At 66.7% G+C, this 24,416-nt stretch carries 27 protein-coding genes and 1 tRNA gene; 15 read left to right on the plus strand and 13 right to left on the minus strand.

Features of this window, described 5'->3' with window-relative positions; translation table 11 throughout:
* The first annotated feature begins 145 nt into the window (after positions 1 to 145).
* The gene (locus ACFJGT_RS13620) at positions 146 to 1,819 is read left to right on the plus strand and encodes an MFS transporter (RefSeq protein WP_377838479.1); all 1,674 of its coding nucleotides are present in this window, start codon (positions 146 to 148) and stop codon (positions 1,817 to 1,819) included.
* 189 nt (positions 1,820 to 2,008) lie between these two features.
* A tRNA-Thr gene (locus tag ACFJGT_RS13625) sits at positions 2,009 to 2,083 on the plus strand.
* A 97-nt stretch (positions 2,084 to 2,180) separates the two neighbouring features.
* On the opposite strand, the gene ACFJGT_RS13630 is transcribed toward ACFJGT_RS13625, so the two are convergent.
* On the minus strand, positions 2,181 to 2,669 hold the full coding sequence (locus ACFJGT_RS13630) for a DUF3617 domain-containing protein (RefSeq protein WP_377838480.1): 489 nt from the start codon (positions 2,667 to 2,669) through the stop codon (positions 2,181 to 2,183).
* A 183-nt stretch (positions 2,670 to 2,852) separates the two neighbouring features.
* Here ACFJGT_RS13630 and ACFJGT_RS13635 point away from each other — a divergent pair, with 183 nt between their 5' ends.
* The 5 genes from ACFJGT_RS13635 to ACFJGT_RS13655 all read left to right on the plus strand — a co-directional run bounded on the left by ACFJGT_RS13635 (position 2,853) and on the right by ACFJGT_RS13655 (position 6,253).
* Entirely contained in the window at positions 2,853 to 3,140 is a 288-nt protein-coding gene (locus ACFJGT_RS13635) for a hypothetical protein (protein ID WP_377838481.1), read from the plus strand.
* A gap of 79 nt (positions 3,141 to 3,219) precedes the next feature.
* Positions 3,220 to 3,723 carry a hypothetical protein gene (locus tag ACFJGT_RS13640; RefSeq protein ID WP_377838482.1) on the plus strand — a complete coding sequence of 168 codons (504 nt, stop codon included), beginning with the start codon at positions 3,220 to 3,222 and terminating at the stop codon, positions 3,721 to 3,723.
* Positions 3,724 to 3,844: 121 nt separating this feature from the next.
* Positions 3,845 to 4,267, plus strand: a complete 423-nt coding sequence (locus ACFJGT_RS13645) for a hypothetical protein (protein WP_377838483.1) — start codon at positions 3,845 to 3,847, stop codon at positions 4,265 to 4,267.
* A gap of 76 nt (positions 4,268 to 4,343) precedes the next feature.
* Complete coding sequence (locus ACFJGT_RS13650; RefSeq protein WP_377838484.1) at positions 4,344 to 5,327, plus strand: MBL fold metallo-hydrolase; 984 nt, start codon at positions 4,344 to 4,346, stop codon at positions 5,325 to 5,327.
* Positions 5,328 to 5,479: 152 nt separating this feature from the next.
* Positions 5,480 to 6,253, plus strand: a complete 774-nt coding sequence (locus ACFJGT_RS13655; RefSeq protein ID WP_377838485.1) for an NAD kinase — start codon at positions 5,480 to 5,482, stop codon at positions 6,251 to 6,253.
* A gap of 7 nt (positions 6,254 to 6,260) precedes the next feature.
* On the opposite strand, the gene ACFJGT_RS13660 is transcribed toward ACFJGT_RS13655, so the two are convergent.
* Positions 6,261 to 7,475, minus strand: a complete 1,215-nt coding sequence (locus ACFJGT_RS13660; RefSeq protein WP_377838486.1) for a DUF2336 domain-containing protein — start codon at positions 7,473 to 7,475, stop codon at positions 6,261 to 6,263.
* Positions 7,472 to 8,548 carry a lytic transglycosylase domain-containing protein gene (locus ACFJGT_RS13665; RefSeq protein ID WP_377838487.1) on the minus strand — a complete coding sequence of 359 codons (1,077 nt, stop codon included), beginning with the start codon at positions 8,546 to 8,548 and terminating at the stop codon, positions 7,472 to 7,474. The genes ACFJGT_RS13660 and ACFJGT_RS13665 overlap by 4 nt, the downstream gene beginning before the upstream one ends.
* 289 nt (positions 8,549 to 8,837) lie before the next feature.
* Here ACFJGT_RS13665 and ACFJGT_RS13670 point away from each other — a divergent pair, with 289 nt between their 5' ends.
* From ACFJGT_RS13670 to ACFJGT_RS13680, 3 genes are read left to right on the plus strand one after another with little or no spacing between them, the layout of a single operon-like run.
* The gene (locus tag ACFJGT_RS13670) at positions 8,838 to 9,335 is read left to right on the plus strand and encodes a MaoC family dehydratase (RefSeq protein ID WP_377838488.1); all 498 of its coding nucleotides are present in this window, start codon (positions 8,838 to 8,840) and stop codon (positions 9,333 to 9,335) included.
* Positions 9,336 to 9,338: 3 nt separating this feature from the next.
* Positions 9,339 to 10,217 carry an HpcH/HpaI aldolase/citrate lyase family protein gene (locus ACFJGT_RS13675; protein ID WP_377838489.1) on the plus strand — a complete coding sequence of 293 codons (879 nt, stop codon included), beginning with the start codon at positions 9,339 to 9,341 and terminating at the stop codon, positions 10,215 to 10,217.
* A 19-nt stretch (positions 10,218 to 10,236) separates the two neighbouring features.
* On the plus strand, positions 10,237 to 10,449 hold the full coding sequence (locus tag ACFJGT_RS13680) for a heavy-metal-associated domain-containing protein (protein ID WP_377838490.1): 213 nt from the start codon (positions 10,237 to 10,239) through the stop codon (positions 10,447 to 10,449).
* Between the two features lie 134 nt (positions 10,450 to 10,583).
* Here the strand turns inward: ACFJGT_RS13680 and ACFJGT_RS13685 are convergent, their stop codons facing one another.
* Positions 10,584 to 11,189, minus strand: coding sequence for a flavin reductase family protein (locus ACFJGT_RS13685; protein WP_377838491.1), 606 nt, complete (start codon positions 11,187 to 11,189; stop codon positions 10,584 to 10,586).
* A gap of 4 nt (positions 11,190 to 11,193) precedes the next feature.
* Complete coding sequence (locus ACFJGT_RS13690) at positions 11,194 to 11,763, minus strand: nitroreductase (protein WP_377838492.1); 570 nt, start codon at positions 11,761 to 11,763, stop codon at positions 11,194 to 11,196.
* A gap of 103 nt (positions 11,764 to 11,866) precedes the next feature.
* On the opposite strand from ACFJGT_RS13690, the gene ACFJGT_RS13695 reads away from it, so the two are divergent.
* Complete coding sequence (locus tag ACFJGT_RS13695) at positions 11,867 to 12,784, plus strand: hypothetical protein (RefSeq protein ID WP_377838493.1); 918 nt, start codon at positions 11,867 to 11,869, stop codon at positions 12,782 to 12,784.
* A 110-nt stretch (positions 12,785 to 12,894) separates the two neighbouring features.
* Here ACFJGT_RS13695 and ACFJGT_RS13700 read toward each other — a convergent pair whose 3' ends face one another.
* From ACFJGT_RS13700 to yidD, 6 genes are all read right to left on the minus strand, one after another.
* A complete protein-coding gene (locus ACFJGT_RS13700) occupies positions 12,895 to 13,734 on the minus strand; it encodes an SGNH/GDSL hydrolase family protein (protein ID WP_377838494.1) in 840 nt (279 codons plus the stop codon).
* On the minus strand, positions 13,641 to 14,867 hold the full coding sequence (locus tag ACFJGT_RS13705) for an OpgC family protein (protein WP_377838495.1): 1,227 nt from the start codon (positions 14,865 to 14,867) through the stop codon (positions 13,641 to 13,643). Before ACFJGT_RS13705 ends, ACFJGT_RS13700 begins: the two co-directional genes overlap by 94 nt.
* Before the next feature lie 422 nt (positions 14,868 to 15,289).
* Positions 15,290 to 15,907, minus strand: a complete 618-nt coding sequence (locus tag ACFJGT_RS13710; protein ID WP_377838496.1) for a GDYXXLXY domain-containing protein — start codon at positions 15,905 to 15,907, stop codon at positions 15,290 to 15,292.
* Complete coding sequence (locus ACFJGT_RS13715) at positions 15,907 to 17,196, minus strand: DUF2157 domain-containing protein (RefSeq protein WP_377838497.1); 1,290 nt, start codon at positions 17,194 to 17,196, stop codon at positions 15,907 to 15,909. The genes ACFJGT_RS13710 and ACFJGT_RS13715 overlap by 1 nt, the downstream gene beginning before the upstream one ends.
* Before the next feature lie 202 nt (positions 17,197 to 17,398).
* On the minus strand, positions 17,399 to 19,396 hold the full coding sequence (thrS, locus tag ACFJGT_RS13720) for a threonine--tRNA ligase (RefSeq protein ID WP_377838498.1): 1,998 nt from the start codon (positions 19,394 to 19,396) through the stop codon (positions 17,399 to 17,401).
* Between the two features lie 51 nt (positions 19,397 to 19,447).
* Entirely contained in the window at positions 19,448 to 19,801 is a 354-nt protein-coding gene (gene yidD, locus ACFJGT_RS13725; protein WP_377848981.1) for a membrane protein insertion efficiency factor YidD, read from the minus strand.
* A 110-nt stretch (positions 19,802 to 19,911) separates the two neighbouring features.
* Here yidD and ACFJGT_RS13730 point away from each other — a divergent pair, with 110 nt between their 5' ends.
* Complete coding sequence (locus tag ACFJGT_RS13730; protein WP_377838499.1) at positions 19,912 to 20,658, plus strand: phosphatase PAP2 family protein; 747 nt, start codon at positions 19,912 to 19,914, stop codon at positions 20,656 to 20,658.
* 109 nt (positions 20,659 to 20,767) lie between these two features.
* On the opposite strand, the gene ACFJGT_RS13735 is transcribed toward ACFJGT_RS13730, so the two are convergent.
* Positions 20,768 to 21,214, minus strand: a complete 447-nt coding sequence (locus ACFJGT_RS13735; RefSeq protein WP_377838500.1) for an iron-sulfur cluster assembly scaffold protein — start codon at positions 21,212 to 21,214, stop codon at positions 20,768 to 20,770.
* A 185-nt stretch (positions 21,215 to 21,399) separates the two neighbouring features.
* On the opposite strand from ACFJGT_RS13735, the gene folE reads away from it, so the two are divergent.
* The 3 genes from folE (at position 21,400) to ACFJGT_RS13750 (ending at position 23,863) form a co-directional block, all read left to right on the plus strand.
* Positions 21,400 to 22,044 (plus strand): GTP cyclohydrolase I FolE, encoded by a 645-nt coding sequence (gene folE, locus ACFJGT_RS13740; protein ID WP_377838501.1) that lies wholly within the window; start codon positions 21,400 to 21,402, stop codon positions 22,042 to 22,044.
* A 67-nt stretch (positions 22,045 to 22,111) separates the two neighbouring features.
* On the plus strand, positions 22,112 to 22,519 hold the full coding sequence (gene hisI / locus ACFJGT_RS13745) for a phosphoribosyl-AMP cyclohydrolase (RefSeq protein WP_377838502.1): 408 nt from the start codon (positions 22,112 to 22,114) through the stop codon (positions 22,517 to 22,519).
* 366 nt (positions 22,520 to 22,885) lie between these two features.
* Positions 22,886 to 23,863 carry a patatin-like phospholipase family protein gene (locus ACFJGT_RS13750; RefSeq protein ID WP_377838503.1) on the plus strand — a complete coding sequence of 326 codons (978 nt, stop codon included), beginning with the start codon at positions 22,886 to 22,888 and terminating at the stop codon, positions 23,861 to 23,863.
* 25 nt (positions 23,864 to 23,888) lie between these two features.
* On the opposite strand, the gene ACFJGT_RS13755 is transcribed toward ACFJGT_RS13750, so the two are convergent.
* Entirely contained in the window at positions 23,889 to 24,320 is a 432-nt protein-coding gene (locus ACFJGT_RS13755; protein ID WP_377838504.1) for a CBS domain-containing protein, read from the minus strand.
* Positions 24,321 to 24,416 lie beyond the last annotated feature (96 nt).

The raw sequence follows: 24,416 nt of genomic DNA on the forward strand, positions 1-24,416 counted from the left end.
CGCGCGCAATCCTCTGAAGCGAGCTGGAATGACGGGACTCACCCGCCATCCGGCAGCGCGGCCACCGTCATTCAGAACGTGAACCGCGCGAAACGAGTTGCCGGGCAAGCCCCGGCTTCAGGGCTTCATCAGGGGAGAAAACGCCATGAGCATGGCATCGCAAGCATCGGGCACGAGGGCAGCGCCCCGGCCGATGACCAAGGAGGAACGGAAGGTCATTCTGGCCTCGTCGCTCGGCACGGTGTTCGAGTGGTACGACTTCTATCTTTACGGCTCGCTCGCCGTCATGATCGGCGCGCATTTCTTCTCGGCCTTCGACGCCAACACCCGCGCGATCTTCGCCCTGCTGGCCTTCGCCGCGGGCTTCCTGGTCCGCCCGTTCGGCGCGCTGTTCTTCGGCCGCCTCGGTGATCTCATCGGCCGCAAATACACCTTCCTGGTCACGATCGTGATCATGGGCGCCTCGACCTTCCTGGTCGGCCTGCTGCCCAGCTACAATTCCATCGGCTGGATCGCTCCGGTCATCCTGATCGCGCTGCGCATGCTCCAGGGCCTCGCGCTCGGTGGCGAGTATGGCGGTGCAGCGGTCTATGTCGCCGAGCACGCTCCCGTCGGCCGTCGCGGCTTCTACACCTCGTGGATCCAGACCACGGCGACGCTCGGCCTGCTCCTGTCGCTGATCGTCATCCTGGTCATCCGCGTCAATATGGGCGAGGCCGAGTTCGCCGCCTGGGGCTGGCGCATTCCGTTCCTGCTCTCGATCTTCCTGCTCGCGATCTCGGTCTGGATTCGCCTCCAGATGCAGGAATCGCCGGCCTTCAAGAAGATGAAGGAAGAGGGCACCGGCTCGAAGGCGCCGCTCTCCGAGGCCTTCGGCCAGTGGAAGAACGCCAAGATCGCGCTGATCGCCCTGTTCGGCTTGACCATGGGCCAGGCTGTCGTCTGGTACACCGGCCAGTTCTACGCGCTGTTCTTCATCCAGAGCATCCTGAAGGTCGATCTCTACTCGGCCAACGTGCTGATCGCCTGGGCGCTGATCATCGGCACGGGCGGCTTCATCTTCTTCGGCTCGCTCTCCGACAGGATCGGCCGCAAGCCGATCATCCTGGCCGGCTGCCTGATCGCCGCTCTGACCTACTTCCCGCTGTTCGGCGCGCTGACCAAGGCGGCGAACCCGGGCCTCGCCGCGGCCCATGACAACGTCAAGGTCCAGGTCGTCGCCGACCCCGCCACCTGCGGCTCGGTCTTCGACCCGGTCGGCGTGCGCACCTTCACGCAGCCTTGCGACGTCGCCCGCCGCACGCTTGCGACGCAGGCCATCGTCTATACCCAGACCCCGGCCCCGGCGGGCACCGCCGCCAAGGTCGTGGTCAACGGCAAGGACGTCGCCATCGACGCCAGCTTCGCGGCCAACATCGCCAAGGAAGCCATCGCCGCCGGCTATCCGGCCGCCAACGACGCTCGCATCGTCAAGACCGGCTTCTTCGGCGCGCTCTTCGGCGGCCAGTCGCTGACGGTCATCGCGATCCTGACGGTGCTGATCATCTACGTCACGATGGTCTACGGACCGATCGCGGCGGCGCTGGTCGAGCTTTTCCCGACCCGCATCCGCTACACCGGCATGTCGCTGCCCTACCATATCGGCAACGGCTGGTTCGGTGGCCTCCTGCCCGCCACCTCCTTCGCCATGGTGGCCGGCACGGGCGACATCTTCTACGGCCTCTGGTACCCGATCGTCTTTGCCCTCGCGACCTTCGTGATCGGCTTGCTGCTGGTGCCCGAGACCAAGGATCGCGACATCATGACCTACGAGAACTGAGCTGAAGCAGTCAGCCCGACGAACGAGCCCCGGCCCCACGGCCGGGGCTTTTTTCATGGCGTGGAGACGGGTCTCTTTCGTGTCGCCGAGATGCTTGCCCTCGTCGCGATCGGCTGGTAACCGCTAACCCCATCGCCGGAGGAGCTTCCGCCCGGCGAATGCCCCGGCCTCAAGGCCGGATGCGATGGCGCCGGCGTAGCACAGCGGTAGTGCAGCGGTTTTGTAAACCGAAGGTCGGGAGTTCGATCCTCTCCGCCGGCACCATGTCCATCGCCTCCCGCCCCGGCGGGCGGCTTCCTCGCGGTTTCGGTCGATGGCAAGCCAGACGCCCCACGGGCTGTCTGCTGCCCCGACGGCGCGCTTACGGCGCGGGCTTCGCCGGCGGCATCGAGATCACCTTGCCATCGGGCATGATGATGTCGCCGGGCTTCTGGCCGGGCGCGCACTCGCCGAGGCGCTTCGCCTCGACCACGAGCTTGCGCTCCACCGTGCCTGACTGCCCGGGCATGCCGCTGATCTTCGTCATGCCTTCGGTCCGAACGGAACTCTGGAAATCGCCGGTGATGACGCTGCTGCCGGAAGCCTTGATCTGACCGACCGTGCATTCGGTCTCCACCGCATATCCCGTGGCGGTCTTGGTCACCAGCATCTTCGAGCAGGCGCCGGCAGCCAGGCCGCCGACGACCGACTGGTCGGTTCCCGGCCCGACGCATTGCTTGGCGGTGGTTTCGCCCTCGTTGCCGGTGGATTTCGTTTCCCATAGCCCGGGCTTGCGCTGGGGAAGCTGCTGCTGTGCCGTCGCCGGCAAAGCGACAAGGGCGCCGAGCACGGCAATCAACGCGAGTTTCATGGGCGGTGCCTTCCACTGTGAATCGGCAAGCGGCGAGACAAACCGGGCGCCAAGGCCAGAATGAGGCGGCGCCATGCACTGGAGCGGCGAGATGGCACGTGGAACCAGCTTGACAGATCCGCCCCTCCGGGAACGTTTGGCGAGCCGGACGGTTACTGTTCCGGCCCAGCTCTGGAGGCTTCCATGAAAGCCATCGTCCTCGCACTCGCCCTCCTGCTTCCTGCAGGAATCGCGGCAGCCCAATCACGTCCCTCGACCGTCTCGCGTCCCTGCGCGGCAAGCCAGCGCGATGTCCAGGTCAATGGCGCGATCGTTCTCGGCACGGGAGGCTACACCTATGACCGCTTCGTGCGCGATCGCGGTTTCTGCCTGGTGAATGAAATAACCGACCCTGCTTTCGTGCCGAGCGCCGATACCCAAGCGTGTTTCGTCGGCTATCGCTGCAAAAGCAAGCTGCGGTTCGACGATTGAGATAGCCGCCCGGAACCTCGCGCCTCACGCCACGTTTTCATGGTGGGGCGAAACCCCGGTTGAATCCAGGGAGGTTCGCATGCGTCGCCTTCTTCTCGTCACGGCTTCCGTCGCACCACTGCTTCTGACCACTGGCCTCGCCGCATCGGCCCAGCCGAATGTCGGGGGTGCCGGCTTCCGGCATGGCGGCTTCCATGCACGCGGCATCGGCATGAGGCCGCATGGGATGCGGCCGGCATTTCCGGCTTATCGCCAGCATGTCCGCTCCGGCTGGCATGGTGGCGGCTGGGGCTGGCGGCGCGCCGGCTACGCCCCCTATCGCGGATATCGCGGCAGCTACCCTTATTGGGGCACGGGTCTCGCAGCAGCGGCCACGCTCGGCGCGATCGCGACCTATCCGGCTTACCCCGCCTATCCCGCCTACCCGGTCTATCCTGCTTATGAGGTGGTGCCGGCCGCAGAGGGCGGAATGTGCAGCACGCCGGTCAGGACCTGCACGCTCTATGAGCCCGCGCCCATCGGAATCGGCTGTTCATGCCGCGTGCCGGGCGGCCATGCCAGAGGCGTCGTCATCGGTCCCTGAAATTTGCGATTGGCCAGCGCCCGCATTCCTGGCTGGCCGGCAGGCGCGTTCATGGGCTAGAAGTCCCAGCTTGCGATGCCGGCCTCGCCGCGCACCTTTTCTGCTTTTTCTACGGACCGGAATGGACGACCGGACTCAACTCCTGACGCTCGCGGCCCGGTGCGAGGCTTCCAGCAAGCCCGATCGCGAGCTCGACGCGGATATCTACGAGGCTTTGGGCTTCGTCGTCCGGCGCAAGCCGACGCGGCTGGTCAACCGCCGGACGCCGGCCGGCGGGATCTACCAGCACGGCTCTTTCTGGAAGACGCTCGGCACCGTCAGCGCGGATATCGACATCGCCGTCTCGCTGCTGCGGCAGAAGGCGCCCGGCTGGAGCTGGAGCCTGCACTGCCTCGCGAACGAGGAAAACCTCGCCTTCCAGGCCCTCGTCGCCGATTGCTCCGGCCAGGGCGTGATGGGTTCGATGGCGCTCTGCGCCGCGATGCTGCGCGCGCTGGCGCGGCGCGATCCTGCCGCACCGGAATCGGGCCTCACGGAAACTTGACCTGCCGACAAGCCCTTGCAGTTGAACGCAAGACGGCCGCCGCTAGTCTGCCACTCACCCGAGGGGAGACCAGACCATGCAGGACACAGAATTCTCGCGCCGTGCCGCCCTTGTCGGCGCCGGCGCTCTCGTTGCCGCTGCGACACTCGATCTGCCCGGCATCGGCCCGGCCAAGGCACAAGGAGTTACCGTGAACCAGGCTCCCGGATTCTACCGCTACAAGATCGGCGACATCACGCTGACCGCGATCAATGACGGCTTCGGCAAGCGCCCGCTCGAAGGCTTCGTCCGCAATGCCGAGCTCGCCGACGTCAAGAAGGCGATGGAGCAGGCCTTCCTGCCGCAGGACGCGCTCAACATCACCTTCACCACGCTGGCGATCCAGCAGGGCGGCAAGCTCACCCTGATCGACACCGGGAACGGCGATTCGGGCGCGCCGACCTCCGGCACCTGGATGGCGAATTTCAAGGCGGCGGGCCTCGATCCGAAGGACGTATCCAGCGTCGTGTTCAGCCATTTCCACGGCGACCATATCAACGGCTTCCGGCTGAAGGACGGCACGGCCGTGTTCCCCAATGCCGAGGTCATGGTTCCGGCGGCCGAATGGGCCTTCTGGATGGACGATGCCAGGATGAACGCCGCGCCCGATGGCATGAAGGGCGCCTTCGCCGGGGTGCGCCGCGTCTTCGGCCCCATCGCCAAGGATGTGAAGCAGTTCGAGCCGGGCAAGGAGCTCCTGCCCGGCCTGACGCCGATCGCCGCCCCCGGCCACACGCCCGGCCACACGGTCTTCGCGCTCAGCTCCGGCAACGGCAAGCTGATGATCATGTCCGACACGACCAACCACCCCGCGCTCTTCGTGCGCAATCCAGACTGGTCGGCGGTGTTCGACATGGATGGCCCGCAAGCGGCGGCGACGCGGCGCAAGCTGCTCGACATGGTCTCGGCCGAGCGCATGCAGGTCGCTTTCTATCACGCCCCCTTCCCGGCGACGGGGCACATCGCCAAGAGCGGCAACGGCTTCGAGATGGTGCCGGTGCAGTGGAGCGCGGCGCTCTGAGCGCAATCGCCCTCTCGGTTCGCGTCGAGGCCGGGCCAAAGCCCGGCCTTTTTCATCGGGCGGGTTTTATCGCGGCCGCAGGGTCGCCGCCCGGCATTCGATCGTGTTAAGCCTGCCCCGGATACCGCAGGGCCTGCCGTCCAGGACACGCTATGACCGAACGATTCGGCGCGATCTCCTTCGTCGCCAGCGAAACCCCTGAAGCGCAGGCGGCGCTCGAGAAGCTCGTCGAGCGCTACGGCAATGCCGATCCGGCGGCGGCCGATGTCGTGGTCGCGCTCGGCGGCGACGGCCTGATGCTGCAGACGCTCCACCGCTTCCTGGGAACCGGCAAGCCGATCTACGGCATGAATCGCGGCTCGGTCGGCTTCCTGATGAACGAGTTCAAGGAGCGCGGCCTGACCAAGCGGCTGGACGCAGCCCAGCGCAGCATCGTGCATCCGCTCTCGATGCAGGCCATCGACCGCAGCGGCGCGACCGTGCAGGCCAAGGCGATCAACGAGGTCTCCCTGCTGCGCCGTTCCTATCAGGCCGCAAAGCTGCGCATCTCCGTCGACGGCCAGGTACGACTGTCCGAGCTGACCGCCGATGGCCTCCTGCTGGCGACGCCGGCCGGCTCGACCGCCTATAATCTCTCGGCAAATGGCCCGATCCTGCCGCTCGACGCGCCGCTGCTGGCGCTGACGCCGATCTCGGCCTTCCGGCCGCGCCGCTGGCGCGGCGCCCTGCTGCCGGACCATGCCAAGGTCTTCATCGAGGTGCTGGAAGTCGAGAAGCGGCCTGTCAGCGCCGTCGCCGATCACACGCAAATCGACGAGGTCAGCTCCGTCTCGATCGAGATCGACCGCGATGTCGATCTCGTCATGCTGCATGATCCCGGCCACAGCCTGGACGAGCGCATCCTGCGCGAGCAGTTCGGCTATTGAGAGCTGACTAGGCTGCGTCGCGCAGATCGCTCTCGGCAAGCTCGATCAGGAAGGACGGGTCCGCCTCGACCAGCAGTGCGAGCGCGGCATCGTCCGCCAGCGAATCCGCCAGGCTGCGCGCCTCCTCGCGGGCGGCTTCCGCATCCATGCGGCGCAACAGGCCCATCAGACCATCGGCTTCCGGTCCTTCCAGCCGCTCGCAGGCGATCAGCACCGCACGCAGCAGCGCGCGGTCGATGCCGTTGCCGGCTCCGCCACTGTCGAAGCCGCGCGCATTGAGCGCGAGGATGGCGGCCGAGAAGGCCGGCTCCAGCAACGCCGGCAGCCCGGCCTTGCGGCAGAGCGCCTTGAGGCCCGCGCCGCGCTTGTCGCGCAGCAGCGCCGCCACGCGCTCCTCGGGCAGGCCGGATAGCGCGGTAAATGCGGCCTCGGCCAAAGCCGGCTCGCCGCTCAGCAGGGAACGCAGGATCAGCCCCGAGGTCAGCCGTCCGGTGACCCTGAGCACCTCGACGATCGCCGGTGCATCGCTTGATTCGCCGCCGGCTGCGAGCGCCACCGCGACCCGCTCCGTCGATTCGCGTGCAAGCCGCGCGCTGCGCTCCGGCGTCAGCCAGCCGCAACCGGAAACGAAACTCGCCAAAGTGTCGGAGACCTTGGCAGCGATGGTCTGCCGCAGGCCGCCGGGCAAGTCGGCGCGCTCGAGCAGGGCCTCGCGCAGGGCGCCGTTGTCGCCATGACGCTCGATCATGCGTTCGAGCGAGAAGTCGGGAATCTCGGCCGTGCGATTTCCCGCGAGCGTCACCAGCGCCTCCTCGCAGCCAACTTCAGCCAATGCGGCACAGACGCCCAGCGGCAGGCAGCGGCGCATGGCGATGGCCTTCTGGGCGAGCGTATCGCCGACCGCGGCGGCATCGACCAGATCGGCCTCCGTCAGCACCGGCGAATGCGCCAGGACGAGCGCCGCGACATCGCTCTGCTCGGCGATCAGGCTGAGCGCGAGATTGCGTGGCGTGCGCATCGAGGGCGCCATCTCCTCGGCGATCGCCCGGCGCACCAATGGCGAGGGGTCATCGATCAAGGCCATCAGCGCCGTTTCGGCCTCGTGCCGGTCCTCGTCGGACATGCCGGAACGCAGATAGGCCGCCGCCAGGCTGGCAGCGCCGCTGGCGCGGGCCTCCGCCGGTGCGGTCCGGGCCCAGAGCAGGAAGCGCCGAACGATCATGCCCCGCTCCGCTGAATCATGAAGGAGGACAGGTCGAGCGGCCCGCTCCGGCGTTTGCGCGCCGGCTGCGCGGCCGCGACATCAGGCTGGGACAGATCGCTCGGACGCGATGGCGGCAGCGGCGCATTGACCGCCTTGGCCGATGCCCCGACGGAAGCTGCGCCCGCAACCGGATTGGCATCCGACATCATGGTCTCGCCCTGGCCGGAGCGCGGGAAATAGCGCTCGCCGCCTTCGAGCGAGGCCATGCGCGTGCCGCCGCGCGGCGGTGTCGTCCAGAGATTGGCGACGGCCTTCGAGACAGGGTCCCGCGAGCCACCGGTCGAGAACAGGCCGACGAGCCCCTTGGCACGACCCTCGCGCAAACCGGCGGCGATCTCGGCCACCGGAGGCTCGCCCTGCCCCGCTTGCGGGTTCTGCGCGACATTGGCCGCGACCTGGGTGCTGGCATGGCTTGCCGCCAGCACGCCATAGACCTCCTGCACGCTGCGCGCACGGCCGGCCTTGTCATAGAAGATCGAGCGGTTGGCGCCGGCCGCCTCCGGGAAATCCCGCGCCGCCACGCGGCTGGGATCGCTCGCCACGGCGCGGATCAAGTCGGAGGCGCCGCGCGCACCCAGCACATGCGCCATGTAGAGCTCACCGGCCTGCGGCTGGCGGCCGAGACTCGAGGCGAGCTGGTCGCGGTTTTTCTGGGTCAGCGCGCCGGCCATCACGGCCGCGACCTGGGGATCGTTGCGCAATTGCAGTATCTTCTCGCGCGCCGCCGGGTCGGAGACGCTGAGGCGCCCGCCGCTTTCGGTGATCGCGTCGGCATATTGCGAGAGGCCCTGTTTCGGCCCCTCCTGCTTGACCATGGACAGCCAGGTCTGCTCGATGAACTGGAAAAGCCCCGTGGCGCTCGATGTGCTCGCCTTGGCTGTCGGCTCCAGCGAGGATTCGCGCTGCGCCGTCTTGAGCAGGTAGTCGAACCCCGCCCCCGTCCGCTCCGCGCCCTGTCGAATGGCGCTGACGACCGGGTTCGCTGGCTGCGTTTCGCGGCTCTGGCTTTGCGGCGTGGTGAAGAGGAACATCGAGACCTTCGGCGGCGGCCCCACGCGCATTGCGAGGGCACCCTCCAAAACTCCTCCATTATGGTAAGCGAACCGTTAAGACCGGCCGCGTGCCGCAGCGCGCCCGCGCTTTCCGCTTCCCTCCCGACGGAGGTCCCTCTACGACTTCTGGTTACGGCTCAGCAGCCGGCCCGCATCGAACCGAAAAGTGGATTCCACTTTTCGGAAAGCTTCGATGCGGTGACAAAGATACCGATCGCCATCGCGCCCCGGCAGGGCGCAGGGCGATCCTGGAAGACGGAGGCGGTCTATGGCGGAACTGGTGCGTCACAAGCGTGGCGGGATCTATTTCGAGGATTTCCAGGTCGGCGCGCTGATCGAGCACGGCCTGACCCGCACCGTCACGCAGATGGACAACATGCTGTTCTCCAACATGACGCTGAACCCGCAACCCCTTCATATCGATGCGCATTTCTGCGCGACCGAGACCGAATGGGGCAAGCCGCTGATGAATTCGCTGTTCACGCTCGGCCTGATGATCGGCATCTCCGTCAACGACACCACGGTGGGCACCACCATCGGCAATCTCGGCATGACCGACGTGCTATTCCCGGCTCCGCTCTTCGAGGGCGACACCATCAACTGCACCACCGAGATCGCCGCCAAGCGCGAGTCGCGCTCGCGCCCCGATGCCGGCATCGTCGAGTTCGTGCACAAGGCCTACAAGCAGGACGGCACATTGGTCGCCCAGTGCCGCCGCCAGGCCTTCATGCGCAAGCGCCCCGCCCCCGAGACGGTCGCGGTCTGATCCATGCGCTCGCTCCTGTTCGTGCCGGGCGACAGCCCGAAGAAGCAGCAGAAGGGCCTGGAGAGCGGCGCGGACGCGCTGATCCTCGACCTCGAGGATTCCGTCGCGCTCGACGGCAAGCCGCAGGCGCGCGAGATCACCCGCGCCTTTCTCGAAGCCACCCGCCCCCTGCCGAAGCGCCCGCTGCTGATCGTCCGCATCAACGCCTTGTCGACCGGCATGAGCGATGCCGATCTCGATGCGATCATGCCGGGCAGCCCGGATGCGATCATGCTGCCGAAATCGGAGGGCGGCACCGATGTCGGTCATCTCGCCGCCAAGATCGCCGTACGCGAGGCCGAGTCCAACCTGCCTGACGGCACGACGCGCATCCTCCCGATCGGCACCGAGACCGGCAAGGCCATCTTCGGGCTCGGCAGCTACAGCCGCTCCTCGCATCGCCTGATGGCGCTGACCTGGGGCGCGGAAGACCTCTCGGCCGATCTCGGCGCAGAGACCAACCGGCTGGAGGACGGCTCCTATGCCGATCCCTATCGCCTCGCCCGCGCGCTGACGCTCTTTGCGGCGACGGCGGCGCAGGTCGACGCGATCGACACCGTCTTCACCAATTTCCGCGACGATGCCGGCTTCCGCGCCGAATGCCTCGCCTCGCGCCGCGACGGCTTCACCGGCAAGATGGCGATCCACCCGGCACAGGTCCCGATCATCAACGAGGTCTTCGCGCCTTCGCCGGCGGCCCTCGCCAAGGCGCAGCAGATCATCGCGCTGTTCGAAGCCAATCCCGGCGCCGGCGTCATCGGGCTCGATGGCGAAATGCTGGATCGTCCCCATCTGATCAAGGCACAGCGGCTCGTCGCGCGCGCTCGCAAACTGGCTGAATGAACAGCCGGAGGCGATTCGAATGACTCAGGTTTTCGAGGTTTCAGGGATGCATTGCGGCGGCTGCGCCTCGCGCGTCCAACGCGCCGCGACGGCGCTCGCGCCCGGCGCGACCGTGACGCTCGACCCGCCGCGCCTCACGCTGCCGGAGGGCACCAAACTCGACGCCGAAGCGATCAACAAGGCGCTGGCGGAGTTCGGGGATTACAGCGCCAAGCCTCTGGCGCAGAGCTGACGCTGCTCATAGGGCGTCATGCTCGGGCTTGACCCGAGCATCTCCTGCCGAAAGGGGCTCCGGCGCCTATCCGTCTTGAGATTCTCGGGTCTATGCTTCGCTCCGCCCGAGAATGACGCCTGTGCGATGCGGCCCTACCCGCCGGCAGGGCGCGTGATCGAGAACAGGCTCGTCACCTCGGCGTAATCGGCATAGCCGCAACGTGCGATCGGGTTGGCGCCGGCCGTATCGAAACGCCCGTCCTTGACAAAGGCATCGTCGATGAAGATGCCGACGACCTGCCCCAGCACCATCCAACGCGGCACCGCGTTGCCATCGATATCCTGCAATTGCTGGATCGAGAGCAGCTTGCATTCGAGCGCGGCCGGCGTGCCGGCGACGCGCGGCGGCTTGACGAAGCGCGACGGCGCCATTTCCAGCCCCGCATGCGGATACTCGCTCTCGCCGCGCGGCAATGGCGCCGAGGTCAGGTTCATCGGATGCGCCAGCGCCTTGGTCACCAGCGAGCAGGTGAACTCGCCGGTCTCCTCGACGAAGGCGACGGCGTCTTTCTTGTTCTCCGAGGAGAACATCACGATGTTCGGCCGCGACGAGATCGCGTTGAAGAAGCTGTAGGGCGAGAGATTGACCTCGCCCTTGGCGCTCAGCGCCGTGATCCAGCCGATCGGCCGCGGCGCGACGATCGCCTTGAACGGATCATGCGAAAAGCCGAGATCCTCTTGCGTGGCCGAATAGATCATCGGATCAGGCCCCGTAATAGCTGACGATATCCGCCATCACCGGCCGGTCGCGATCGGTGATCGGCGCGGTCGGTGTGCCCAGGTGCACGAAGCCGGCCATCCGCTCGTCCTCGGCCAGCCCGAACGCATTCAGCACCGAGCGGTCGAAGGAGAACCAGTTGGTCAGCCACGAGCCGGCATAGCCCATGGCATAGGCGGCGACGAGCATGTTCATGCAGACCGCGCCGGCCGACAACTCCTGCTCCCAGAGCGGGATCTTGGCGTGCTGGCGCGCCCGCGAGACCACACCGACGATCACCGGCGCATGCAGCAAGCGCTTGCGCTCGAATTCAACCTGATCCTCGCTCGCCTGCGGGTTCTTCTCGCGGAAGACGCGCGCGACGATCTCCGCCGCCTCCTCGCGGGCCGCGCCCTTGAAGACGATGAAGCGCCAAGGCGCGAGCTTGCCATGGTCCGGCACGCGCGCGGAGATCGCGAGCAATTCGTCGAGCTGGGCGCCATCAGGGCCGGGCGCGGTGAGGAACTGCGGCGGCACGGAGCGACGCAGCTTGAGCAGAGAGAGCGTATCGGTCATGAAACATCCTGACTATGGCTTGGGAATTGACCTATTCCTTCGCCATGATGAGGACAAGCGGAGCTGCTCATACATCGCCGCAGAGCCGCCGAGGACGAAAAGCATGCTTGAATTGGAGGGCTTTAAAGCTCGCCGCCTTGCCGGAGCCGCGGTCGCCGTGGCCGTCCTGCTCGCGCCGACCTTCGCCGGTGCCCAGGCTGTCGATCCCGGCCCTGGCGCCGACACGCCGCCTCCCGCGCCCCTGCAGGGCCAGCCTGTCGCGCCGAACGGGTTGGCACGCCTGTCCGTCTCCGCCCAGTTCGCCGCCGACCGCAAGCCGATCCGCTCCGGGCTGAACTGGCGCGTTCTCAGCGAAGGCAGCGACGGCGCCTCGTCGCGGATCGTCGCGCGCTCCTCCGAGCCGGAGCCGGCCTTCTCGCTGCCGCCCGGCAACTACGTCATCCATGCCGGCTACGGGTTCGCCAGCGGCACCAGGCGGGTCAGCCTCGGCCAGCAGGGCCTGCGCGATCAGGTCCAGATCAGCGCCGGAGCGCTGTCATTGGCCGGCTCGATCGGCGATGCGCCGATCCCGGCTCCGCTGCTCTCCTTCTCGGTCTTCGTGCCGCTGCAGGGCAACTCGGAAGGCCGGCTCATCACCAGCGGCGCCAAGGCCGGCGAAGTCATCCGCCTGCCCGAGGGCACCTATCACGTCGTCTCGACCTACGGCGATTCCAACGCGATCCAGCGTGCCGACGTGAAGGTCGAGACCGGCAAGGTCACCGATGCGACGCTGCATCACCGCGCCGCCAAGGTCACATTGAAGCTCGTCGCCAGTGCGGGCGGCGAAGCCTTCGCCGGCACCGCCTTCAGCGTGCTGACTCCGGGCGGCGACGTCATCCGCGAGGCGATCGGCGCCTTCCCGCAGGTCATCCTGGCGGAAGGCGACTATGTCCTGATCGCCCGGCAGGAGGGGCAGGTCTATTCCCGCGACTTCAAGGTCGAGTCGGGCAGCGACCGCGATATCGAGGTGCTCGCGAAGTAAGTCACCTCGTCATGCCCGGGCCTGACCCGGGCATCTCGGAAACCAGTTCCTTCTCGTCCTGAGATTCTCGGGTCTCCGCTGCGCTCCGTCCGAGAATGACGGCTCGCCCCTCAGTTCGTCGGCTTCACGCCCCCGGCAGCGTCGATCTTGACCGGGCCGATGCCGGCAACGATCCCGTCGGCCAACCGCAGCGCCAGGCAGCGATAGCCGGCATCGACCAGATGCAGGCCATCCATGCCGACGAGTTCCTCCGGCGTGAACTGGCGCGAATTCGACCAGCCCTTCATCATCGCATAGCGCGGGAACAGCGAGATGCCCTGGTCCTGCGCCGTCTTCGTCAGCACGGCGCGGTAATCGTCGTAATGCGGATAGCGGCCCTCACGCGGCAGCCAGGGCAGGTCCATCAGAATCATCTCGACCCCGGCCGCGCGAGCCTTGCCCACGCCCTTGCGCAGGATCTTGCCGAGCTTGTCCTCGCCGATATCGCGGATGGCATCGTTGATCACGGTCTGCCAGATCACGATCGCCGGCTTCTCGTCGATGACGTCGGTCTGCATCCGCAGCAGCATGTCATAGGCCGACTGGCCGCCGACGCCCTTGTTGACGACCCGGACCTCGGCGCCGGGCAGGCGCCGGCGCAGTTCGGACTGCAACACGGAGGGGTAGCTCTTGTCGTCGGCGCTGGCGCCTGAACCCGCTGTCGCCGAGGAGCCCAGCGCCACGATGGTCAGGCGGCCGGTCTCCTGGAGCGCCTTGCGTGCTGCCGGCAGGCTCGGCTGGAAGGCGGCTTTCGCCGCCTCCGCCCGGCAGCGGATATCGAGCGGCGGCGGCAGCGGCGCCGCGCTCGCTCCCGAATTCAGCGCGAGGAGAAGGAAAGCCGCGATGGCTGTGCGCCACGGACCGGGGCAGACTCGGCGCTTGCGCCGCGTTTCGTGATCGAACGGTACCACGACAGGAAAATCCCTAACCCTGTCAGAATTGTAGCGCCACCAGCGCATATCAGCAACTGAACGCCCAGATCGAAGGATGTTTCCGCCAGCACGATCTGCCCGATGATCGAGAGCACGACACCCGCGCAGAAGACATGCAGCGAATTCTGCCCCGCACTGGCGAGCATCCGGCCAGGCGCGGCCTTGGCCATAGCGGTTCCCGCCGGCAGCCAGCGGATCGCCAGCCAGGCCAGCGCGCCGATATGCAGGATGCGCGTCCAGGCGAGATTGGTCTTGTCCGAGCCGAGCTGCACGGAATCGAACCAGTCGTTCAACGCCGCGATTCCGATCGGATTGCCGCTCGACGTTTTCACCACCCAGGCGAAGACGATGAAGGCGACCGCCGCGACATCGAGCCAGACCAGGCGCGGCGCGCGGATACCGAGCTGCGCCGCTCGCCCGATGATGATGCCGAGCGTGAACACGACCTGCCAGGCAAAAGGATTGAAGAACCAGACGCCGGCGCTGCCGTTGGGCAGGTTGAGCTCGAAGGCCAGCGCCATCTGCCAGATCGCCAGCGAGCAGACCAGCGTCAGCAGCGGGCTCAGGCGCACCGCGTAGTAGATCACGGGGAACAGCGCCAGCAGCACGATATAGAGCGGCAGGATATCGAGATAGGACGGCTGGTAGGTCAGCGTTAGCGCGCCGATCAGCGCCTCGACCGTGTCGCGGAAGAAGGGCTGGATGTTGATCGCCTCGATATAGAGCGGGTTCTGCGTCCGCGTCACCGCCGTGGCGACGACGCCGCAGACGATGATGAACACGGCGAGATGGGCGATGTAGAGCGTCCACAGCCGCGCTCCGAGCTTCAGCCCTGCGATCGCGAAGCCGCGCTGCTCGATCAGCCCGCCATAGGCCAGCGTCGCAGAGACGCCTGCCAGCAGGACGAAAATGTCGGCCGCGTCCGAGAAGCCGAAATTATGCGGCATATAGGCCGAGACCACGTTCCCCGGCATGTGGTTGATGAAGATGATCAGCAGGGCGAGCCCGCGGATCACATCGATCCGTGCATCCCGCCCCGGCGCGGCCAGCACCGCGTCCACGGCCGGTCGGCCGAGAAGCAGGAAGCGCCTGAAGGAAGAGAGGGAGGACACGGGACTGTAGTCCTTCAGCAGGCCGGAAAATCAGGATCGAAACGCCGGCGGCCGATGCATGTTCCCGGCTCGCCACTCTCAAGATGAATGTTCGTTGTCGAACCCGTTCATCTGCCGTTCATATAACTCCTGAGGATTCGCGTCACGCGGCGTGTTGTCACAAGCGCGTGTGGCGGATCATCAGCGGCTTTGCGGCGGGGTTGAGACGAAAGAGCACCGACACGGCAATGTGATGCCGAGCGTCTCATCGGAAGCTACGTTCAAGGACAATACGCGGGTCATCCCGGGCTTGACCCGGGATCCAGGCCGGAGCGCTTCCGATGAAGATTCAGGCATGAATCCCGGATCTCCGCTTCACTGCGCCCGGGATGACTTGCGCTTTCAAGAGATCGTATCGAGGCAGCGCGAACGGCTGCTGCGCCTCAATACGGCGGCTCGGCGTAGACCGGCTTGCCGTCGATCAGCAGGCGCTTGATCGCAGCCTCACCGGATGACGAGACAGCGGCCACGACCTCGATCCGAGCCTTGTCGGTGGTCTCGATCGCCTTGCCCTCGCCCTGCGGCACGAAATAGCTCTCCAGCCCATAGGCGATGCGCAGGCGGTTGCGCTGGCCACTGCAATCAAAAACGCCGTCCGCATTAGTGGCGCAGGTCGAGGTCGCGGTGACGCGACCAGCGATCACCACAGTGCCGTCGCCGGCCTTTGGCCTGTCGCGCGTGACACCGACCGCTTTGGCAAAGCCCTGCTCGTCGCGGCCGAGGCTGACATAGACCTGCTCGCCACGCTCGAACTCGGTCTTGCCGGCCGCACCGGTCTCCACCGTGCTGATCGGATAGGAGAGGATGACATAATCGCCGCGGAAGAGATCGCGCGGATCGACCGGCACGCTCCGCAGCCGGATCTCGGTGCCGCCGCGCAGGATGCGCGCTCGCTGCTCGACCAACGCGAGCAGGACGAGCCCGAGCAGCAGCGCGGTTGCCAGCGCACGCCAGACCAGCGGGACCTTGGCGACAAGGCTATCGGCCGAAAGCGCGCGCATCAGGCGGCTTCCTTCTCAGGCGGGTTGAGACGGGCGAAGAGCCGCCGCGCACCGGAGGCGATCGCCAGCAGGGCCGCGCCCGCGACGAGGAAGAACAGCGACTGGTCGAGCAATGTGCCGATCGTCTGCCAGAGCAGAATGAGGATCGCGACGCCGAACAGCACCGAGCCGGCCAGCACCAACCGCCTGATCCCTCCGACCGCGCCTCCGGCGACCAACGCCGTCGCGGCCAGCAGCACGAGGCTCGCGACGATGATCTTGCCGGCCATTGCGGTGACGATGCCGGTCCAGAACACGGCCGGCACCAGCAGCGCAAAGGCGAGCCCGGCCGCCAGGGGCCAGGCGAAGCGCCGCTCTCGCGCGAGGCCTGCCAGACAGGCGACCACGGGAATGGCGACGGCATAGGCCATGAAGACGAAGCGGAAGGCGTGGCCTGCCCGCGCCTCGTCACGGTCGAGGATGCGGATCAATTCCGTGTTCAGCACCAGCACCAGCCCGAGCAGCCCCCAGGGCAGGCAAGCGGTCAGCACCGGCGGCAGGCTCCGGTCGAGCGCCAGCGCGCCCAGCGCCACATAGAACACGGCGAGCGCCAGCCCATAGGCCAGGAGCCCGTAGTCGAAGCGGTCGAACAGCCCGTAGCCCGGCGCCATCGCGAGCCAGGCCGCGGCCGCCAGCACGACGAGGTGATGCACCAGCCGGTTGTCGCGCGACAGCGAGAGCCACACGGCCGGCAGATAGAGGATGAAGAAGCCCAGATGGGCGCCGCTGCGCGCTTCCTCCCAGCGCCCGCCGCTCCAGGCGCAGATCGCGATCAGCGCAATCGCCAGCGCGCCGTTCGAGCGCATCAGGAAGGCGGCGATCAGGCCGCCGAGCGCAACCAGCAAAGCCCCGCCCGGCCAATCCGCCGGCAGATGGTACATCTGGCCGACCAGTGCGAGCCCTGCGCCAAAGATCAGCACGCCGCAGGTCACGGCTGCATCAGCGCCGCGCGGCGAGCCCTGCCGCTCCAGCCGGAAGGCATAGGCGATGCAGATGACGATGGCCGTGAGGATCATGCCGAGCTTGACGAGGCGCGGGATATCCTCCCAGCCGGCCGCGACGAAGGCCGCGACGCTCGCCGCGATCAAGAGGCCGCCGAGCAGGCCGAGCACGGCCGGCAGGCGGATGCCGCCCTGCTCGCGCGCGACCGAACGCCGGATCGCGCCGGCATTCTCGGCACTGAGCCAGCCCTCAGTGACCCAGCGGGGAAGATCGGCTTCGAGCCGTTTGCGATAGGAACCGGTCAGCATCGCCGGCAATCTGCCACGACGGGCCTGGGATTCGCTAGGGGAGCTCAAACAGCGTTGTCATTCCGGGGCTTCGCGCAGTGAAGAACCCGGAACCCACGACTGGGTGAAACATCCAACGCTCTGTTACGAGCGGCTCGCCCGGTCGTGGGTTCCGGGCTCGCGCCTTTGGCGCGCCCCGGAATGACGATTGTTGCGGACGAGATCAGCCCGCCTTCACGGCCTTCTTGCGCGCCAGATCCGGCGCCAGCGCCTCGTCGCTCAGCGCCGCGACCGCCTCCGACAGCGTCATCACCGTCTGCGCCTGGCTGCCGAGGCGGCGGACCGTCACGGTCTTCTCCTCGGCTTCGCGCTTGCCGACGGCGAGGATGACCGGGACCTTGGCCAGCGAATGCTCGCGCACCTTGTACGAGATCTTCTCGTTGCGCAGGTCGGCGCGGGCGCGCAGGCCGGCACCCATCAGGGCCATCGTCACCTCCTCGGCATAGGCATCGGCCTCCGAGGTGATCGGGCAGACCACGATCTGCTCGGGCGCCAGCCAGAGCGGGAAATGCCCGGCATGGTGCTCGATCAGGATGCCGGTGAAACGCTCCAGCGAGCCGCAGATCGCGCGGTGGACCATCACCGGCTGCTTCTTCTCGCCATCGGCGCCGATATAGAAGGCGCCGAAACGCTCCGGCAGGTTGAAGTCCACCTGCGTCGTGCCGCATTGCCAGTCGCGGCCGATGGCGTCGCGCAGGACATACTCGAATTTCGGCCCGTAGAAGGCGCCCTCGCCCGGATTGATCTCGGTCTTGATCCGGTTGCCGGATTGGGCCGCGATCTTCTCCAGCACGCTGGTCATGACCTGCTCGGCATGGTCCCAGACCGCGTCAGAACCGACACGCTTCTCGGGCCGCGTCGAGAGCTTGATGACGAGGTCGTCGGTGAAGCCGAAATCTTCGTAGACCGACAGGATCAGGTCGTTGATCTTCAGGCACTCGGCCGCGAGCTGCTCCTCCGTGCAGAAGATATGCGCGTCGTCCTGCGTGAAGCCGCGCACGCGCATCAGCCCGTGCAGCGCGCCCGAGGGCTCGTAGCGATGGACGTTGCCGAATTCAGCAAGCCGGATCGGCAGATCGCGATAGCTCTTCAGCCCGTGCTTGAAGATCTGCACATGGCCCGGGCAGTTCATCGGCTTCAGCGCGAAGACGCGATGGTCGCGCTCGGCATCGGCGGGGTTCTCGAACGCCGCAGCCGACTTCACCGCGAACATGTTGTCCTGGTACCAACCCCAGTGGCCCGAGGTCTCCCAGAGCGACTTGTCGAGGATCTGCGGCGCATTCACCTCCTCGTAGTCGGCGGCGAGGCGCCGGCGCATATAGGCGATGATCTCCTGGAACAGCCGCCAGCCCTTGGAGTGCCAGAACACGACGCCCGGTCCCTCCTCCTGGAAATGGAACAGGTCCATCTCCCGGCCGAGCTTGCGGTGGTCGCGCTTCTCCGCCTCCTCGAGCTGCTTGAGATAGGCGTCGAGCTCTTCCTGCTTTGCGAAGGCCGTGCCGTAGATGCGGGTCAGCATCGCGTTGTCGGAGTTGCCGCGCCAATAGGCGCCGGCCGTCTTCATCAGCTTGAAGGCGTTGCCGACCTTGCCGACCGAGGTCATGTGCGGGCCGCGGCAGAGATCGATCCAGTCGCCCTGCGCATACATCTTCAAAGTCTGGTCGGCGGGAATCGCATCGACCAGCTCGACCTTGTAGGCCTCGCCCTTCTTGGCGAAGAAATCCTTGGCCTTGTCGCGGCTCCAGACGTCCTTGGTGAAGGGTTTGTCGCGCGCGATGATCTCGCGCATCTTCTTCTCGATCGCCGGGAAGTCCTCCGGCGTGAAGGGCTCGTTGCGGGCGAAATCGTAGAAGAACCCGTTCTCGATCACCGGGCCGATCGTCACCTGCGTGCCGGGAAATAGCTCCTGCACGGCCTCGGCGAGGACGTGGGCGGTGTCATGCCGGATCAGTTCGAGCGAACGCGGGTCTTCCCGGTTCAGGAACTCGATCTTCGCGTCGGCAGTGATCGGGTCGGCGAGGTCGACGACGGTGCCGTCGAGCGCCATCGCGACGGTGCGCTTCAGCAGGGAGGGAGAGATGCCCTTGGCAAGTTCAGCCCCGGTGATGCCGGAGGGGAATTCGCGCTTGGCGCCATCGGGAAATGTCAGGGAGATCGTCATGGATCGCTATCCTGCTCACTCGGGGATACAAGCCCCGTAAGACTAGGCCGGCTACGAATGTGAGGATTGCGTTCCGCCGCCCGTGGCCGGTTCGGCGTCGGAATCGAAAGCCGCCGGCACGTTTGTTCCGCGCCAGCGGCCATAGGACCACGGCCTATACCACCTCGCCGCGGGCGGCAATGCCTCGCAGACGATGTCGACGCCGCTCGTGCCCCATGGGTTGCAGCGGCAGATACGGGCAAACCCGACCCAGCCGCCGCGCCACAGCCCGTAGCGCAGGATCGCCTCGTCGGTATAGGCCGAGCAGCTCGGCCAGTGCCGGCAATGCCGCCCGACCAGCATGGACAGGCTCAGTTGATAGCCGCGAATGGCGAAATGTGCGGCCTTTCTGGGGAAAAACGCCACGCTTCGCAGCAGCGAACATCTTTGCTTAACAAAGAGACGCTGGAATAGATCGTCTGCTTCGTTTCGTTCAGCCACAATCAGAACCGCTTCCCTTGCTCGATACCGGACACATGATGCGCGCCGCTCGCTTTCGCCAAGCCCTCGTTCGCAAAGCCCTGCTCGGCGCCGGGCTGGCCCTTGGTCTCGGCCTCGCCATGCCGGCCTCGGCCCAGCAACGGCCTTACCTGCTCTGGCTCGACGGCGCCAAGCTCGACATCGCCAAGATCATCGGCCTGCCGCCGGCGCAGAACAGCCCCGAGGGCAAGGCCGAGTTCGAGCAGGTGCAGCAGATCAGTGCAAGCCGCACGCCCGAGCGCGAGAAGGCCGCCATCGCCGACCAGCGCCTCGCGCTGGTGAACTTCCTGAATGGCATGGACACGGGCTATGTCGACGGCACTCATCGCGAGGTCCGGCTGCTGTTTCGCGAGGCGCAGGTCGAGCTCGGCATCCTCCTGAAGAGCGTCCATCGCCTGACCAGCCGCCAGCGCCCGTTCCAGCTCTGGGCGAAGGTCCGCGTCAAGCCCTGCCCCGGCGCCCGCCCGGAAGGCACCTCCTTCCCCTCCGGACACGCAGCGACCGCGGCACTCTATGCCGAATTGCTGAAGACCGCAGCGCCCGAATTGTCCGACAAGCTGGAAGAGCGGGTGAAGAGCTATGGCGAAAGCCGGCTGATCTGCGGCTTCCATTATCCGAGCGACCTTGTCGCAGGCGACAAGGTCGGCCGCGCCGTTGCCAAGGCCCTGCTCGCGGACCGGGCCTTCAAGGTGCGCTACGACGAAACCATACCGGAAATCCGCACCGCCTTCGGCGTGAAGTGACGCGTCGCTAGAGCATCGGCCCGAAAAGCGGAACGCGGTTTTCGGGAAAAGCCGATGCGAAATCAAAGAGCTAGAGCATCGGACTGAATACGATATTCAGTCCGATGCTCTAAGCCGCGGCCTCGCGTCGCTTGGCCTCGATCTGGTCGATCGCATCGACAACCGCATCGAAGGTCAGCATCGTCGAGGCGTGCCGCGCCTTGAAGTCGCGCACCGGCACGAGCACGCCGAGATCGGCCCATTTGCCCGCGGGCGGCTCGGCATTCTCCTTCAGGATCGCGCGGGCCTGCTCGCGCACCTCCCGCAATTCCGCCGCCGTCGAGCCGACGACATGGCGCGCCATGATCGAGGACGAGGCTTGCCCGAGCGCGCAGGCCTTCACCTCGTGGCCGAAGCCGGTGACGACATCGCCTGCCATGGTGACATCGACTGTCACGGTCGAGCCGCATAGCTTCGAATGCGCGCGCGCCGTGGCATCGGGCGAAGGCAGGCGCTGCAGCAGGGGGATGTTGGCGGCAAGCGAGAGGATGCGCTTGTTGTAGACGTCGTCCAGCATGGTTCGATCTCTCGCCGGTCTGGAATGACCGGCACGCAGATCCAATATAGGGTCGATCGTCGTATGATGGGAGAGCCTGAATGCCTCTCCCGCCGCGAGGTATCAGACTTGTCGTTCCGGCCTCGGGAGTTGCAGCCTTTGAGGGGCAGCTCGCGATGCTTCATCGTCCCAACGGGAGGCACCACATGATCCCTGTGGTTAAGTCCTTGTCCGTCGAGGGGGCCATCGGCCCCTCCGCTGACAAGTTTCTGGTCCGCAAGCCCACGCAGGAAGAGGCCGAGGCCGCTGTCCGCACGCTCTTGCTCTGGGCGGGCGACGATCCGTCGCGCGAAGGCCTGACCGACACGCCGCGTCGCGTCGCGAAGGCCTACAAGGAATTCTACAAGGGCTATGCCGAGGATCCGCACCATATCCTCGACCGCGTCTTCGAGGAGGTCGAGGGCTACAGCGACATGGTCCTCGTCCGTGACATCCCGTTCTATTCGCATTGCGAGCACCACATGGTGCCCTTCGTCGGCAAGGCGCATATCGGCTACTACCCCTCGAAGGGCGTTGTCGGCCTGTCGAAGCTCGCCCGCATCGTCGACGTCTATGCCCGCCGCCTGCAGACGCAGGAGACCATGACGGCCCAGATCGCCGACGTGATCGAGGAGGTGCTGGAGCCGCGCGGGATCGCCATCCTCGTCGAGGCCGAGCATATGTGCATGTCGATGCGCGGCGTGCAGAAGCAGGGCTCCTCGACGATGACGACGCAATATCGCGGCGTCTTCCGTAACGATCCGGCCGAGCAGGTCCGCTTCTTCACGATGGTGAAGTCGCCGGGGCTTTGATGGCCCCGGTTGGCCGCGCCTTGTCGTTCCCCTACAAGGCGCGTGACTGCCTTTGCCCGGAGCCCAGATGAGCCTCTTCCCCGCCGCGCCCGACAAGCATGCCCTCGAGGAGGGTACGGCGCTGAGCCCCCGCTTCGACGCGAACGGCCTCGTCACCGTCGTCGCGACGGAGGCCGATAGCGGCGCGGTGCTGATGGTCGCCCATATGAATGCCGAAGCGCTCAAGCGCTCGATCGAGACCGGCGAGGCCTGGTACTGGTCGCGCTCGCGCCGGGAACTCTGGCACAAGGGCGCGACCTCCGGCCAGATCCAGACCATTGTCGAGATGCGGATCGATTGCGACCAGGATGCGCTCTGGATCAAGGTGAAGGTCGGCGGCGACGGCGGCTGCTGCCATACCGGGCGCTGCTCCTGCTTCTACCGCGTCCAGCCGCTGCGGGGCGAGGCGGAGAAACCGCTCATCCTCTGCGACTGACGGAGTGGAGAACCCACCTGGAGATTCCGCGAGCCCTCATCCTGAGGAGCCGTTTCGTCAGGAACGGCGTCTCGAAGGATGCTTCAGGAGGCTCCGGAAACACCTGGAACATCCCTCGAGACGGCCCTGCTGGCCTCCTCAGGATGAGGGCTCGGTTCTCGGACCGCCTCTGAACCCGATGCACATCGGCGATGCCGCCGGCATGCCTTCACGGATCCGTCAAAGAGAGGCGATAATCGCCGGAGGCTCGCCGTTCATCTTTCGCTCATCGGCTTCTGAGACCCTCTTCGTCCACGGAGGGACAAGTCCATGCGGTGGGATGGTGTCGCGCGGCGAGCCTTTGGTCTCGGCGGAGGTGGTGCCGCAATGAACGATATGCGCCCGTTCGAGGGACAGCCGGGCCTGGTCAGGCCGAAGATCGGCCTTGCGCTCGGCGGCGGCGCGGCGCGCGGCTGGGCCCATATCGGCGCGCTCGAAGTGCTGATCGAGGCCGGTTTCGCCCCCGATGTCATTGCCGGAACCTCGATCGGCGCCGTGGTCGGCGGCTGTCTCGCAGCCGGCAAGCTGCCCGAGCTCAGCGAATTCGCCACCAGCATGACCAAGCGCCGCATCGTCGGCCTGATGGATTTCCATATCGGCGGCGCCGGGCTGATCTCCGGCGGGCGCCTGAAGCGCCTGCTCGAACAGCATCTCAACGGCCTCCGGATCGAAGACCTCGACCATCGCTTCGTCGCGGTCGCGACCGAACTCGGCTTCGGCCATGAGATCTGGCTGACCCGTGGCCCGCTGGTCGAGGCACTGACCGCCTCCTATGCCCTGCCCGGCATCTTCGATCCCGTAAAGCTCGGCGGCCGCTGGCTGATGGACGGCGCGCTGGTCAATCCGGTGCCGGTCACGGCAGCGCGCGCGCTAGGCGCCGATGTGGTGATCTGCGTCAACCTCAACAGCGACCTCACCGGCCGCGGAACGACGATCCAGGACCAGAGTTCCGATCCCGACCCGCTCGTGCCGGAGCTGCGGGTCGAGCCCGAGCCGCGCTGGTATGACGGCATCAGCGGCGCCGCCAAGCGTGTCCGCAACATCGTCGGCCGCCCGGCCGAAAACCGCCCCGGCCTGGCCGGCGTGATGATCGACGCCTTCAACATCACGCAGGACCGGATCTCGCGCTCGCGGCTGGCGGGCGATCCGCCCGACATCATGATCGGCCCCAAGCTCGGCCGCATCGGCCTGTTCGACTTCCATCGCGCCGGAGAGACGATCGAACTCGGGCGGCAGGCGGCACGGCGGGCACTCGACGATATCGCAACCCTCGTCGCCGCCAATCATATCGCGCCGGAGAGCTGAAGCTCCCCGGCAGCGTCACGCTCCGTCAGGCCATCGCGATATAGTCGCGCATCGCCTTGCTCTCGGCCTCGATCGCCGCGACCCGGTGCTTCACCACGTCCCCGATCGAGACGATGCCGGTCACACGGCCGCTCTCCACGACCGGAACGTGGCGGAAGCGCCCCATCGTCATGATCTCCATCAGTTCGTCGACGCTGGTCTGCGGCCGGCAGGTCACGACCTTCGAGGTCATCGAGCGCGAGACCGCGCTCTCCAGAGCGCCCGGACCCAGTTCGCCGAGCGCCCGGATGATGTCGCGCTCGGACAGGATGCCCACCAGCGCTCCGTCCGCTCCCATGACCACGACGGCGCCGATGCGCTTCTCGCTGAGGGTCCGGATCGCCTCGGCCAGCGTCCGATGCGGCTGCACCGAGATCACGTCGTGCCCCTTGCCGCTCAGCAACTGCTCGACATTCATGGACCATCCCTCCTCGCAGGCGCGCCGTTGCCGGCGCGCGGTTTCGCTGGAACTTCGCGAGGGCCGGCAAAACTCTTCATGCCGGGCCGGCTCGGG

The organism is Allobosea sp. UC22_33, from assembly GCF_042700715.1.
GTDB lineage: Bacteria > Pseudomonadota > Alphaproteobacteria > Rhizobiales > Beijerinckiaceae > Allobosea.